This is a genomic window from Nitrososphaera sp. AFS (genome assembly GCF_009898475.1).
Classification (GTDB): domain Archaea; phylum Thermoproteota; class Nitrososphaeria; order Nitrososphaerales; family Nitrososphaeraceae; genus Nitrosopolaris.
Genome location: NZ_QURE01000009.1, coordinates 26,997 through 41,234, shown reverse-complemented (window position 1 = coordinate 41,234; position 14,238 = coordinate 26,997). Strand labels below are relative to the sequence as shown.

9 protein-coding genes are annotated in these 14,238 nt (G+C 39.1%); 6 read left to right on the top strand and 3 right to left on the bottom strand.

Going from position 1 to position 14,238, the window contains the following annotated elements; all coding sequences use genetic code 11:
• The first annotated feature begins 376 nt into the window (after positions 1-376).
• The 3 genes from DYY65_RS02260 (at position 377) to DYY65_RS02245 (ending at position 8,422) form a co-directional block, all read left to right on the top strand.
• The gene (locus tag DYY65_RS02260; protein WP_162476371.1) at positions 377-1,429 is read left to right on the top strand and encodes a DNA-methyltransferase; all 1,053 of its coding nucleotides are present in this window, start codon (positions 377-379) and stop codon (positions 1,427-1,429) included.
• 32 nt (positions 1,430-1,461) lie between these two features.
• A complete protein-coding gene (gene bluB / locus DYY65_RS02255) occupies positions 1,462-2,175 on the top strand; it encodes a 5,6-dimethylbenzimidazole synthase (protein ID WP_162476370.1) in 714 nt (237 codons plus the stop codon).
• Between the two features lie 2,725 nt (positions 2,176-4,900).
• Positions 4,901-8,422, top strand: coding sequence for a chromosome segregation SMC family protein (locus tag DYY65_RS02245; RefSeq protein WP_162476368.1), 3,522 nt, complete (start codon positions 4,901-4,903; stop codon positions 8,420-8,422).
• Between the two features lie 90 nt (positions 8,423-8,512).
• Here the strand turns inward: DYY65_RS02245 and DYY65_RS02240 are convergent, their stop codons facing one another.
• Complete coding sequence (locus DYY65_RS02240) at positions 8,513-9,502, bottom strand: oligopeptide/dipeptide ABC transporter ATP-binding protein (RefSeq protein WP_162476367.1); 990 nt, start codon at positions 9,500-9,502, stop codon at positions 8,513-8,515.
• A gap of 102 nt (positions 9,503-9,604) precedes the next feature.
• Here DYY65_RS02240 and DYY65_RS02235 point away from each other — a divergent pair, with 102 nt between their 5' ends.
• Both DYY65_RS02235 and DYY65_RS02230 read left to right on the top strand, forming a co-directional pair.
• On the top strand, positions 9,605-10,546 hold the full coding sequence (locus tag DYY65_RS02235) for a D-2-hydroxyacid dehydrogenase (RefSeq protein WP_162476366.1): 942 nt from the start codon (positions 9,605-9,607) through the stop codon (positions 10,544-10,546).
• 170 nt (positions 10,547-10,716) lie between these two features.
• Positions 10,717-11,178, top strand: a complete 462-nt coding sequence (locus DYY65_RS02230) for a 50S ribosomal protein L15e (protein ID WP_162476365.1) — start codon at positions 10,717-10,719, stop codon at positions 11,176-11,178.
• Positions 11,179-11,281: 103 nt separating this feature from the next.
• On the opposite strand, the gene DYY65_RS02225 is transcribed toward DYY65_RS02230, so the two are convergent.
• Positions 11,282-11,671 (bottom strand): hypothetical protein, encoded by a 390-nt coding sequence (locus tag DYY65_RS02225; RefSeq protein ID WP_162476364.1) that lies wholly within the window; start codon positions 11,669-11,671, stop codon positions 11,282-11,284.
• A 185-nt stretch (positions 11,672-11,856) separates the two neighbouring features.
• On the opposite strand from DYY65_RS02225, the gene DYY65_RS02220 reads away from it, so the two are divergent.
• Positions 11,857-12,660 (top strand): nucleotidyltransferase family protein, encoded by an 804-nt coding sequence (locus tag DYY65_RS02220; RefSeq protein ID WP_162476363.1) that lies wholly within the window; start codon positions 11,857-11,859, stop codon positions 12,658-12,660.
• 160 nt (positions 12,661-12,820) lie between these two features.
• Here the strand turns inward: DYY65_RS02220 and DYY65_RS02215 are convergent, their stop codons facing one another.
• On the bottom strand, positions 12,821-13,390 hold the full coding sequence (locus DYY65_RS02215; protein ID WP_162476362.1) for an HD domain-containing protein: 570 nt from the start codon (positions 13,388-13,390) through the stop codon (positions 12,821-12,823).
• Between the last annotated feature and the right edge of the window lie 848 nt (positions 13,391-14,238).

The window sequence follows — 14,238 nt, the reverse complement described above, 5'->3', positions numbered from 1 at the left end:
CAGGCTGGACCACCGGCCCGTTGGTATTTGAGGTTCTTTTGGATAGGTTATATATTCGGATATGCCAGTCATCATTATAAAGTGATTAGATCTAACGAATCAAGACTAAAATAAAATGGCATATATTTTAATAGTAGTTTTTAATCAACCTATTGTTCATCTTTATTTCACCACGGATAATTGTTTGTGTGTAAGTAGACAGTTGGATATTTACTAAATTTCTAGAAATTTAGAAAGCTTATAAATAAGAACTGTCAAACCTATTTCTATCTCATTAGTCATAGGCTAGTGTTAGAAATAAAGTTAAAGTAGAAGCGAAGTAATTAATTAAAAGTTTGAGATTTTAGTAATATTATTGTGAGGGAAATATAACTAGATGAACAGTTCTAAGGTCCTTCTAGGAAATGCCTATGATAGATTATGTAGCTTATTAAAAGAAAAAGGGGAAAAGGAAAAATATCGTCTTATAATCACGTCTCCTCCTTATTATGGCCATCGACAGTATGGTAATGATCCACTAGAGATAGGCCAAGAAAAAAGTGGGGAAGAATATATTGACAAACTCACGAAAACATTTTCTGTTTGTAGAGATCTTCTCTCGGACGACGGCAGTCTATGGATTGTGATCGGTGATACTCGTAGGCGGTACGGGAAACTCATGATACCACATAAGCTGGCACAAAGATTAGTTGATGCTGGTTACACTTTTCGAGAAGACATAATATGGTACAAAAAGAACAATATTTCTAGTAGTTCAAAAGAGAATCTTTCACAAGCATACGAAATGGTACTATTCTTGTCCAAGAATGAGAAATGTTTTACCAAATTGGACCGTATTAGATTAGTCGGAAATGAAGCAAGAGAGGGAAGAAACAAAACACCACCTAAACACATGATACAATATGCGCCCTGCAGTCAAGACAAGGAAAAAATAAATGAAATACTTAAAATTGTCCACAACGCCAGCCCTATCACTCAATTCAACGAGCTGCCTACTACTAGCGAGATATCTAAGGCATTTGGATACGATCCTGAAAAATATTGTCCCACTTGCTTCCGTAAGTTCAAACGACATGCCACTAGAAAGAGGATAGGAGGTCATAAACACTATCCAATTTTCGCTGCTTGTAATTCAAAGGGCAAGAATCCTGGTAATGTGTGGGAAATTGCCACTAAGGCACATTATGGAAATGAACACTTTGCAATATTCCCAGAAGAGCTCGCATTTAGAATTCTTCAATTTACAACAGAAAAAGCAGACTGGGTTCTAGATCCATTCGTTGGGAGAGGAACAACTGGTATAGTTTGTGCAAGCCTGGGTCGAAATTTTACTGGAATAGACTTGTATAATGAGAATGTCATCAAAGCACAAAAAAATATCCTATATGCTGTGCAGGAGATTTGCGACACGGAACAGAATGATCAATAAATCTAATACTAGGGGCGTCATTAACTCCAACAATGCCTTGTGACCACTCATTTTCAGGCTGCGAAAAAGAGGGACTATATAAAGCAATATTTTCTAGGCGTGATGTTCGTGCACATTTTCTAAGCAAAGAGATTCCGACTGAGGTTCTAGCTCGGATACTTAATGCTGCGCATCATGCCCCATCGGTAGGGTTCTCACAGCCTTGGAATTTCATACTAATCAAAGCTAAGGAGATTAGGCAGCAGGTCAAGAATTCTTTCATCAGAGAAAGAGAAAAATCTATCAATATGCTTGAAGGCGACAAAACGAAACAGAAAATGTACATGTCACTTAAACTTGAAGGGATATTAGAATCAGATATTAATATCTGCGTCACTTACGACCCTACGAGGTTTGGGCCATTTGTTTTAGGCAGAGCCTCAATTCCAGAGACCGGCGTTTATAGCGTTTGTTGTGCCATTCAAAATCTTTGGCTCGCTGCTAGAGCCGAAGGAGTAGGAATTGGCTGGGTAAGTATACTCGCGAATGACGATCTCCAGAATATACTCTCGCTTCCGTCGTTCGTCAGACCCGTAGCATACTTATGTTTGGGATACGTCAATGAATTCGCTGATAAGCCTGATCTTGAAACAACTGGATGGCTAGGAAGGATGCGACTTGAAGAAGTGGTCTGCTTTGAAGGGTGGGGCATACACAAAAATGAGTCGTGGGAAGAGTTACTTGAAGCTATTTGCAAAGCGTACTAACTTATTTGCTACGGGATCATAGGGTTACCCTACAAAATCTCTCAGGTACGAAAACCGAGTTTTTAGTTTCTATTATAATTAAGAGAGCCACTCTTATCACTCGATATGAGAATTTGCTGGCAATCTTTGAAGCAGCCTTGAGTGACATAAATAAATTTCCAATGCCACTTGGAGTACATAAGTCTAGTACCTAACGAAAGATAAGGTGGAATTGCTTGTATGAATGAACAGAGAAAGGGCAGAAATGTTGTTGGAAGATCATTTAGCCTATTCTATAACGATTTGGCCCGGTGGCTATTCATCACACTTGCTCTTACCGGAATGTTGTCAACAGGATGGTTTGGAATTCCTCTTATCCCAAGATATTTACTCCTACATCAAATTGACATTGAGGCTGGAGTGTTTACGTTACTTAGCTCCTTAGGTAGTATATGGGGAATAATGGCCTATCAGGAATTTACTAGATCAGCTAATCTTGTAAATGGAGCAAGGAGCCTTGCTCAAAAGTTCGATCCTATGATCGGTGAATATGAATATCATTCTTACAATCCTGAGACCAAGGAATATGACCAAGGTTATGTTCCCTTGGGCCCCATCGACTTTTGGGATAAAGAAACTCATGCTCCAGATTGGCTGGACAAAGGTAAGTACTGGCATATTTTACTCGGACTACAGGCAGCAAACCGGGAAGTAGTCGTACAAGTCGTACGGGACATAGAATTGCCTTTTTCTTCTGGGCGGAGAAACGTAGCAGTGACTTATAAAGAATCAAAAAAGCGTAGTGGTTTTTCTTTTTTTGCTCGCGGATCGAGAACTCGCCATAGTTTCAGGGTCAAGGTCCCACAATGGTCGGTAATGAACACAGAACGCGTAAGGTTTGTAGATTATAAGGAACGATTAAACATCGATAATGGTCAGCTGAATTCACTAATTGCAGAGCTTAATCAAAATCTGGTGAGAGTTGCATTTGAGATTATTGAACGTGAAAGTCCCAGAATTCGATATCCTTGGGCAACCACGGCACTTGGAATATATCTCAACAAAAGTTTGCCTCTCAGACTTGTGTATAAGCAGATAGTCAAACGCTTTCCCGGGTTAAGAAAGCGAATAATTCGCAATGCGAATGAAAACCTTGCCAATTTACAAGATGAAGAGCTTGCAATCGCATTGTTGGAGCTAGCAACGATGAAGGGGATCTCGAGGGCCAGATCGGGTAATTTGCGTACCCTCCTAGGATTTCTTAAAAATGCATACACTAGACAAGGTATTGGCGAAGGTTCAAGCGAATACCATAATTTTCATCATAGCCTTGAGGTAGGCTATTTGAGTTTAATGATGATCCCAAAGCAATTTCGTAAACATACGTTCGGATCAAGAGACTATGAATTAATTCTTGTTGCGGCGCTTTTGCACGATTATGACCCAGCACAAGCATATTCTTATGGAGAAAAGGGGGAGAACAAGAACCCAAAGGGCCCAAAGGTTACCAGAACCATCGAGGAGATATCCAATACAAGAATCCATGACGCATACTTTACAATGAACGGACCCCACTTTGAAGAATACTTTCGACAGTATAATGAGGCATTGTTTCCTGCAACGGAATTAACAACAACTCATCCAGAATATCTGGATTCTCACAAGGAAAGGCCAATCGAAAGCACAATTGTGGAAGCATTGATTTGGCGGACGGATTTTCCATACTCCAAACAAATACACTCTCAACAGATGTACTCGGAGCTTCTATCTGATCTGAAGAATAAAAATCAGGATTTGGAAAAGATACAGCTGATGAGTGAAATTCTCTGGCTCTCGGATCTTTCTGTGACCTATATGAGCTCAGATCCAATCAGAGCCTGGGATAGAGTAAGTAGTCTATACGATGAGCTCTACCTACCAAGAGTCGAAGCAGTTTCCAGAACTGATGCGTTCTTTTCAGATTTCGCAGAAAATGAATTTTTTAAGGAGCTAATCCGGGATCGCCAGTTCCCAGATATTTTTAGGCGGAGATGGATTATGATATATAATTTTTTCCATGAAGGTAACCCNNNNGTAAGAGCAGTTAATGTAGCACGAAAATCTTACATAAAAGTTAATGTTGAAGTACGAATGAGGAACAGTGATGTATTGAGGGATATCGCGATTGCCAATTGGGCAGAATACTTTATCGCGATCGGCAAAGATCAGCTCGAAGTGCTAAAGGCAAAATCAAAGTTCTCAGATTTGGATCCCCCAAACGCCCGTCCTTTCTGGGGAGATTCACAAAAACTTTTACCATATATCCCCGACAAGTCAATTGATAATTTTCTGCTGACATTATCCCAGACCCTTGATCCAATAGGTAGTGATGAAGAGAAGCTCTCTCTAAAAAATATGTTTGTACTACTTTCATCAAAATTGACCAAATCAGGTACTTTACAGGTCCTTATTGGCACGGAAGGGAGTGCGAATTATTGTAGCGAACTAAAGCAATTAGCATTTCAAAGTGGATTTGTGATCGATTCAAACAATTCTAAGGTCTATTTCAAACCAGATCGTTATCATCCTGAGGTAATACAAGAGAAGCTACTTGTATTTGTATTCAAAAGAAAAGCAGAGGATAGGACGGATAGTGCAGTTCAATAAATGAAAATGATGTTTTTTCAGTAAGAAAAAGGGTTTTGAAAACGCGAGGATTCTCATTATAACATATAATTAGAAGAACATTCTCAATACCTGTCAGCAGTTGGTACATATTAAAAAACTCGAGGTATTCGGTTTCAAATCATTTGGATTTAAAAATACGGTAATAAATTTCGAAAAGGGACTTGTAGCCATAACTGGTCCCAATGGTTCTGGAAAGAGCAACATCCTGGATGCGATAATGTTCGCCATCGGTGAGACAAGTCCAAAAGTGTTGCGAGTGGATAAGTTTCAATCATTATTTCATGATAGTCAACAGAATTCAACAAGACTAATTCGAACTAGTTTATACTTTGATAATGCTGATAGAGGAATTCCGGTAGATTCTGACTCTGTTGTTGTAACAAGAGAAATGGAAGGACAAACGGGTGAGAGTCAATATTACCTTAATAAGAAAAGAGTCACAAAAGGCACGCTCACCGAGTTGTTGGAAATTGTTCTTGCAACTTCACACAAACTAAATATCATCCAACAGGGAATGATAACTCGCATTTCTGAGCTAGATTCTGAAGATAGGAGAAAAATAATTGAGGACATAATAGGGCTATCTTATTTTGATGAGAAGAAAAATGAGGCGATGAAACAGCTCGAAGAGTCTGACCGCCGTTTGGACATTGCTATGGCTAGAATTGATGAAATCCGAAAACAAATTGATAGTTTGGAGGAGGAACGAAATGATCAGCTAAGGTACAAACAAGTGGAATCTGACCTACAAAGGTTCAGAGCAGTGAAGATCTCCAATAACACAAGGGCAGTTCGAAGTAACTTGCAATCAAGGTTTAATCTTTTAAATTCAATTATGATAGGTTTAGAGGAGTTAGATGTCAAGCTCGAAGAAGTTAATTCGGAACTTGAAAAGCTAGGATCGCAAAAGCTAAAACTTATCCAAGATGCAGACGCCGCTTCGACTACCAAAACTGGAATAGGCAGTGCCGTCTCTCGTCTAGTTTATGATGTTGAGAGAAAGAGGGCACTCATCAAAGAAACAAATCAAAAATTGGATCAAATTCAGTTACGTTATGTTTCAATTGAAACTGAAAAACAAAGTATCAACAGTAAACTAAAAGCGATTCAGCACGAGCTCTCTGAAAAGGAAAAATCTATTAAGAATCTATATGAGGATCAATCAATATTAAAATCCGAACTTACAGAAACAGATTCCCAAATTGACAAATTGTCCGCTAGCGCTGCGAGTTATACTATTGTGCGAGAAAAGTTTGAGTGCCAGCTGAAAAGCCTGAACCATGTGAAAAATTTTCTGGATGTTTCGTCGGCACGAGTGGATGAGAAAGTTGCAATAGCGGCCGATAAAATTAGGTCGAGTGATTCAGCAAACTTTGAACTGAAATCGAGTATTGCAAGAAACAAGCAACGCCTGGACAGCTTGTCTGCCACAATGGACTCTATGAAGATTAAATTAAAAACTGAGAAGGAAAGAATGGATAAACTCAAGGCATTAAAATCTACGTTACAGGTTAATCTGGAGAGTGCGAACAATCTTTTGTCGACAGCTGATGGCTTTACAAGCGACTACGAAATAAAAGCTGCCACGATAAAAAATTCAATGTCTGAAGATGTCGCAATAGCAGAGTTGATGAAAACGCCAACAAAGTTTGGAATTGAGGGCCTAGTCTACCAATTGGTAACTTGGGACAAAATATATGAGAGGCCAATTCTCGCAGCAGCTTTTGAATGGACGAAAGCATTTGTTGTTAATGACGTCAAATCGATGATACTTCTCGCAGCCTACGCTAAGAAGAATAAATTTCCCCGCCTTAAAGTCATTCCATTAGACTTAATTCGAAAAGTTAAAAGATCGTATGTTCCTTATTGTAGTTCTACAGTTGTAGGCAGGCTAGCCGACTTTGCGAACTGTGATCACAAGGAATTGTCTGATTTTCTTTTTGGGAATACGCTTCTCGTAAAGACTCCCACTACTGCATACTTTCTATCTAGAAAGGGCTATAAAGCTGTCACGTTTGAAGGGGAGCTTTTCGAACCACTGGGATCATCTATGTCAGCTGATTTTGGATCCAAAATATCTGATCTTACTCATACACTCCTACTAAGTGATTCTATTATTATTCTGAGAAATTCGCTATCCACGTTGAAGAAATTAATTGAAAAGAAAGGTAATGAGCTGAAACAAATTGCACAAACAGCAGAGCGACTAGAGCACGAAAAATTCGAATTGGAGAAAACGGTAAATAGTTTGAATATGCAATTCTCAAGCCTTTCCAATGTGATTCATGAGAATGAGCAAGCTCTTGAATCGTCTTTAAAAGAAGGCGCCTACACTCAGTCAGTACACAATTCGTTGATAGCAGGATTAGAGAAATTGCATAGACGTTTAGCTATCATCGAACTTCCTATAGAGTACGTTTCCAAAAAGGTAGATGCCATTGGCGATGTAACTGTGAAAAGTCAGTTGGAAAGGATAAACGCTAAGAGAGGTCAGATATTATCTTCGATAGACGATTCCAATCTTGTTCTGCAAGAAGCTCTTACTGCATCACGAGTTTTGAGAAGTGAAATCGATCTTTGTTTGGCTCGAATAAAAAGCCTTGAAGAGAATATTCATCACCTCGAATCTGAACAGAAAGAAAGTGTCCTATATGTTGAAAGCTTAAAATCTGATTTGGTTTCAATGGAAAGTAGTCTTCAAATCGAAAGGGATCGTGAACAGCAGATTATAATTTCCGCTGGATCCTCGGTCCGTGAGTTACGATCATATGACGAGAAAATAAGAACATTACAGGAAACTGAAAAAAAATTATCGAAGGAACATAGTTCTAAAGAAAGGGAAATTGCTTTAATAAAGAAGGATATTGCTACTCTAGAGTCAGAGGAATTTACTCTACTTAATGATCTACGGCTATCAGGATATGAAGATTTGCTGGATTCTTTTGATGTCAACGAAATAGTGGATATGCTTACTGTCGAGCTGGATGATCTTAAGTCTCGGATTAATCAGCGCGCTGACCACGCCTACATAGAATTAATTGAAGGTTATAGGGGAATGTCAGAAAAGCGAAATCTGTTGGAAGCGGAACGACATACGATAGTCAGGTTTATTGAAGAAATCGCTACAGAAAAGAATACAGTATTCACTGAAGCCCTGGAAAGGGTTGATAATAATTTAAGACAAACTTTCTCTGAGGTAACTGGTGGATCTGCGTGGCTTGAGCCAGAGTATAAACATGACGAATTTCCTGAAGGCATAATGTTAATGGTTCAGTTTCAAGGCAAGCCAGGACGAGAGTCTTCTGGGGGGGAAAAGACAATGGCTGCCATAGTTTTTCTTCTGGCACTCCAGTCACTCAAACCATCCCCGTTCTATTTAATGGATGAAGTTGATGCTCACCTTGACGCTCAGAATACAGAGAGGCTTTCTAAAGTATTATTGCAGAGATCTAAGGAAAATCAGATGATAATGGTAACCTTAAAGGATGCAACGGTTGCAGAGGCAGGGTTGATATACGGGGTATACTCCCACAGCGGAGTATCACAAGTCATACGGTACAAACCTTCAAACAAAATTCCTCACAACGAAATTAGCGTGTAAAGCAGATACTAGTTGAATAATACACCTTATTTCTCAATTTTCCAATGATGACAATCAAATCGGTCGAATACGAACTATGACGAGTATCCACTAGGACGGGTAAATGAAGCAAGAAACATAATGGTTCTCCTCCTCACCGCCTTTTTGCGGATCACTTTTGCATATGTCCATTGAATAAAGGCATCTATGAATAAACCTACAACCTGTCTCGGGTCTATCTTTTTTTTCAATATTCTTGATGCGAATTATTTTTTCTTTTTCCAAATTTTTTGCATCGGGCTCTGAAATAGCATCAAGTAATGCCTGTGTATATGGATGTAATGGATTTAACAAAACCTGTTCTATGGATCCATCTTCAATTATCTTCCCCGAATACATGATACCTATTTCATCGCCAATATATCTAGCAGTAGATAGATCATGTGTGATATACAGATATGAAAGTCCGAGTCTATTTTTCAAATTATTCATCAGCTGCAGAATCTCAGCTCTTACAGAAACATCAAGCATTGACACAGGCTCATCGGCTACGATTAATTTGGGCTTAAGTACTAGCGACCTGGCTATGGAAACCCTCTGCCTCTGCCCACCTGATAGCATGCTTGGGAACTTTTCAGCTACATCTGCCACAGGTTCTAGTCGGACTTCTTCTATGGACTTGTAGGCTTCCTCGATCTTCTCTCTCTTTGTCTTATCTTTGGCATGAATATTCAAAGGCTCCATTACTATATCTAATACTCTCATCCTAGGATCTAATGACGTATAGGGATCTTGATGAATCATTTGCACATCAGTGCGAAATGTCTTCAACTCTTTACCTGAATATTTGGTAACTTCCTCTTGATTGAATACTATTGACCCTGAATCAGGATTGATAGCTCGCAGAACAATCCGCGCAAGAGTACTTTTACCTGACCCCGATTCTCCGGCAATTACAAGTGCCTTACCTTGTTTTAGAGTCAAGCTTACATCATCCACTGCTCTAATGTAAGCCTGACTATTCTTGGCAAATATTTCCTTAAGGCTCCTTCTTACAGGAAAATACTTTTTAATACTGATCAGCTTAAGTAATTCATCCAACCGTTGTCGCCGTCATCATATCTATGCAGCAGGTATAATATTTTGTTGGTATTGAACGGCCAGAAGTAATAGTTATATAAGTAACTGAAATTTTCGAAGCCTATGAGGGCAACCGGCAAAGTCATTGTATCTGACCCTATTGATCCTGCTGGCGTGGCTATTTTGGAGAGGGCAGGATTGACGGTAGACTATTATCCAGAAATTGATTCAAACGAATTATTTTCCAAAGTTAAAGATTATGATGTCATTATAGTCAGAAGTAGAACTAGAATTAATAGAGAAGTTATAGAAGCGGCAGTCAAAGCGAAAATAATTGCTAGGGTAGGAGTAGGTCTAGATAATATAGATGTTAAAAGTGCAGAAGATAAAGGTATTAGAGTAATCAACTCTTCTGAGGCTGCTATCAATGCTGTAGCTGAACTCGCTTTAGGCTGTATGATATGTCTTGCTAGAAGTATTACACGTGCAGATAAGGAAATTAAGAATGGTAATTGGATAAAAAAGGACTTGATTGGTACAGAATTGAGGGGTAAATACATCGGGCTCATAGGTGTAGGTAATATAGGCAGGAATTTAGGTCGTCTCGCACGAGGATTGCGTATGAACGTCATAGGATATGATATTTATCCCATAGATGCAGATTATGTTAGAGAAATAGGTCTAATAAAGACCGATCTCAATACATTAGTAGAAAGTGCAGATTTTATTTCCTGCCACGTGCCTCTGACTTCTGAAACCAAGCACATGCTCGGCGCAGAGCTCTTCGCAAAAATGAAACCTACCGCGTATATAGTAAACACCTCTCGTGGAGCAGTAATCGACGAAAACGCGCTATATGATGCTTTGAGGACAAACAAGATAGCTGGGGCAGCATTAGATGTGTTTGAAATCGAACCTCCAGTTAACAAGAAACTTATAGACTTACCTAACTTGATATGTACTCCACATATTGGTTCTCAGACCAAAGAGTCGCAGGAACTTGCCGCAACTGTCATCGCGGAAAAGGTAATCCAAATCATGCACGAACTGCAATTAGATTCGTAAAATGCCTAGTGTTAGACCCCATGTCTTCCCACTTAAATATCTTGCTTATTAAATTAGCTTGAACTGGAATTAAAATCTAACTGTCTTAGAGTCCTGAAATGGAGGCAATTGTAAATTAATTCCCTTGTCCTCGGTATACAGATATTAAGGGTTATTGACATGAAATCTCTATGCGTGGCTACATGGCTTTAGCATGGAATAACTTGTGGAAACTTAATAGCCATGAGTTAAAGTCCAAAGCGATACTTTGGAGGAGCGAACAGGCAATACATAGGATAGAGAGGCCATCTAGATTGGATAAAGCACGCAGGTTAGGCTATAAAGCTAAACAAGGCATTATAATGGTCAGAGCAAGGGTGGGAAGAGGTGGCATGAGAAAGCAGAGACCTGTTGCGGGCAGAAGGCCAAAACATCTTGGCGTTGTTCACATTAAGCAAGGAGTGAGTATGCGACACGTTGCTGAACGAAGAGTTCTGAAACGCTTTCCAAACATGGAAAGTCTTGGTTCTTATTACTTACATAAGGATGGCCGATTTCTATGGTATGAGGTGATACTAGCCGATCCTAATCACCCGTCTATTGCAGCCGATAAGGAATTCCGGCAAAGACTAGGTGTGTCTCGGAAAAATTAATCATAACATAAGTGAATCATTGCTTTCGAATTATTCGAACGGATCTCGTCTCTAAACTTAGAGATAATCCTAAACCCAAAAATTTTTGATAGACTGATTTCCTTCATTCTTCCTTCGTTATGTCCAACACTGAATTAATAATTTCGTAAAGCTCATCCACTTCTGTATTCTTATCCAGAGTAATATAGTAGAAAAAGGTCTCACGAGGGACGCTAAGGACTTTTACTTTTTCATTCTCAGTCAGAGTGTAGGTAGTTTTGCCGATTGATGACTCAAAGGCCTTCCGTAGGTGATTCCGAGTAGCCTCAACAAAATTCTCATTTCGAGCTTCGTCAGGTTTAAACAATGGCACTACATCTTTACGAAGCTGCCCAGCAAGCGTTCTTCCAAAATCGTTTATTTTGCCCACAAATCGTATATTTGAAGATATTGCAAGTATTCTAAGACATTTTTCTTTGTTCTTTTTGGCTTCTTCCCTTGTCCCGCTGATCATAGGATTGGCCTCCAAAATAGGACATAAATACATACTGATACATACTAGGAGAAAGACCTCCCGTAGATATTTCCTTACAACGGGAGTCAAGAGGTCAGGAAACACCTGTCTGCTAATTCAGCCTTCTAGTACCAGATTCTATTTATATGTCCCATCAATGTCAGCTACTTGTGAGTAGGGCTTAGATGAAAGCTGTTATTTTAGCAGGGGGTCTAGGAACGAGGCTGCAACCATACACGTTTTTCATCCCAAAACCTATGTTGCCTTTGGGCAATAAGCCATTGCTGGAGCATATCATCGAGTGGGTAACAGGTACCAACCACAACAACAAAAAGTACATTGGTGATAGAAAGAATAAGGTAGACCATATCATTATGTGCGTGAGCTATTTGCATAGAACAATCGAAGACTATTTCGAAGATGGTGGAAGATTTGGAGTTACAATAGAATATGCAAGGTCAGAGAGGCCACTCGCTACTGCAGGTCAATTGAAGACGGCAGAGAAATTTCTGGATGACACCTTCGTTTGCCTATACGGGGATGCAGTCTATGCATTTGAACTCGACAAAATGATCCGTGAACATAAAGAATCCAGAGCTTTTATATCCATGGCACTTCTCGAATATAAAACGAAACTCCGCTATGGATTTATTGACATTGAAGATGGAAAAGATGGAACACAGAACTCAAAACCGGACGGACAAGGTAGGATACAAGGACGTAAACAGAAAAATCAAGTAATTAGCTGGAGGGAAAAGCCAGAAGTGAATGGATTAATCAACACTGGGTGCTATATCATGGAACCGGAATTCCTAAAACTCATACCTAAGTCTAGCGCATTCGGTATGGATGATGCTGTGAAAAAAGCTCTCGAGCAAAATAGACTTGTAAGAGGCTTTCGAATAGAATCAGGGTTTGTCGACATTGGAGACAAGAAATCCTATCTAGACGCTTATAAAAAGTATGTCAAGAAACTAGGAAAAATATAATGAATAAGATGATATAAAGATATATAGATATATGGTGAATGGCTCCGAAGGAGAATCCGCTATAAAGCCCCGAGTGTTAAAATGTGCACATGATATCACACACTGATTTGACCAATCTTCCCGGTTGACCATGCGAAGGCGAAATGGGACTCGCAAATCTTTATTTCAGCTCATATAGTGCAATTGACAATTTAAAAGCAATATTTTCATCAGTTTTTTGGGCAAGAGGAATTATATATTTCTCAGTCTCTTCTCTATACCGCGAAATCTTATGTTTGTGGGAGGCCTTCTTTAAGGCTCGGATGTTCTCCAGCCTGTCTGCGAGGACTAGATAGCGCGCGAACAAAGGGCTATTTGAAAGATTGGTAAAATATTCATTGAGCATTTTTTCACGTTCGTTCTTATTAAATGAGGGCATCCTCGATACTGCAAGTATTTCGCGTATTGGATGCTCAAATTCGTTTAGCACATCCACAGTAGAATTTAGTGTATCTAGAAGAAGAGCTGCACATACCAGGTCTGCATCAAATATTCTCAGTTCCTCTGTAATCAGCAAAGCCACCTTTAGATGATGATTTATGAATGGATCAACGGTATTCTCTTTTCCGAACTCTCTGTCATGAACTTTAAGGGCGATCCCAAAGGCCCTTGTTATTTTGATAATGTCTTCAGTCGACCTTTCAAATGGTTTAATTAATCGAAGAAATCCTGTTTTCGTGGATTCAGGCATCCTAGATCTCATTGTAAGCAAGAGAAGTAGTGGATGTACACCCAATTTTACAGTTGCTAGTGCGCGATTCTGCATTTGAGGTCAGAGCATATTTACTAGACACTATTGCATCTGTGTTTCAGCCTAAAATTTAACCTGGGCCACATTGTAATGATGAGATTTATATGATATTCTTGCAGGCTATCATTTCTTTGTATGTTTAGCTTCTTTGGGGATTTCTTGTTCGAGTTGTTTGGCATGCTCCTAATTATTTTTGTCAGTGTTTTCGTATCTCGGCTTTGATCCCATTCTGGGCGCTATAGAGCTAGCATTAGCCCATAGATACTTACCTGAAGGTTTAGACTAAAAACAAGGGAGACAACGACTCTGGATGAATTCGTCAATCTAAATTATTTAGTTAAGTATAGTTTAATGAATCTCATTTTTTAAGTTCTTATTGAGAAGACGTGTTGAATTAATAAGAAGGATGACTTGCAGCTCAACCAAGAGGTTTGTATTATCTATGGGCCCTTAATGAAAAGTACAGTTGCAATTTTGGTGTGGGCAAAGAAATACCGTTGGAGCCTTCTCAACACTTTAGTAAGTGTTTTGATTGCTATTCAATATCGTGAATTTTAGCATATTTGATTTTTCTTCAGTATAAGGGCGACAAACTAAGTCTCTTATTTTGACGAATTCTATTCTATATGAAGTCGATTTTTAAATACTGGACAGTGGTCAACAACGACCTATGCTAAGAACTCAACTCATTTTGCAAAAGCACAACCAATTTGTCACTAGAGTCCCTATTGAAGACTCATAAAGGAAAATAACAAAATTTTGTTCATTAAACTAGAGTTACTACAAAA

Excerpts from the sequence above, each read along its gene's own strand:
- bluB (WP_162476370.1), top strand. The coding sequence starts at position 1,462 with ATGCCTTGTGACCACTCATTTTCAGGCTGCGAAAAAGAGGGACTATAT.
- DYY65_RS02260 (WP_162476371.1), top strand. The coding sequence starts at position 377 with ATGAACAGTTCTAAGGTCCTTCTAGGAAATGCCTATGATAGATTATGT.
- DYY65_RS02215 (WP_162476362.1), bottom strand. The coding sequence starts at position 13,390 with ATGCCTGAATCCACGAAAACAGGATTTCTTCGATTAATTAAACCATTT.
- DYY65_RS02235 (WP_162476366.1), top strand. The coding sequence starts at position 9,605 with ATGAGGGCAACCGGCAAAGTCATTGTATCTGACCCTATTGATCCTGCT.
- DYY65_RS02225 (WP_162476364.1), bottom strand. The coding sequence starts at position 11,671 with ATGATCAGCGGGACAAGGGAAGAAGCCAAAAAGAACAAAGAAAAATGT.
- DYY65_RS02230 (WP_162476365.1), top strand. The coding sequence starts at position 10,717 with ATGCGTGGCTACATGGCTTTAGCATGGAATAACTTGTGGAAACTTAAT.
- DYY65_RS02220 (WP_162476363.1), top strand. The coding sequence starts at position 11,857 with ATGAAAGCTGTTATTTTAGCAGGGGGTCTAGGAACGAGGCTGCAACCA.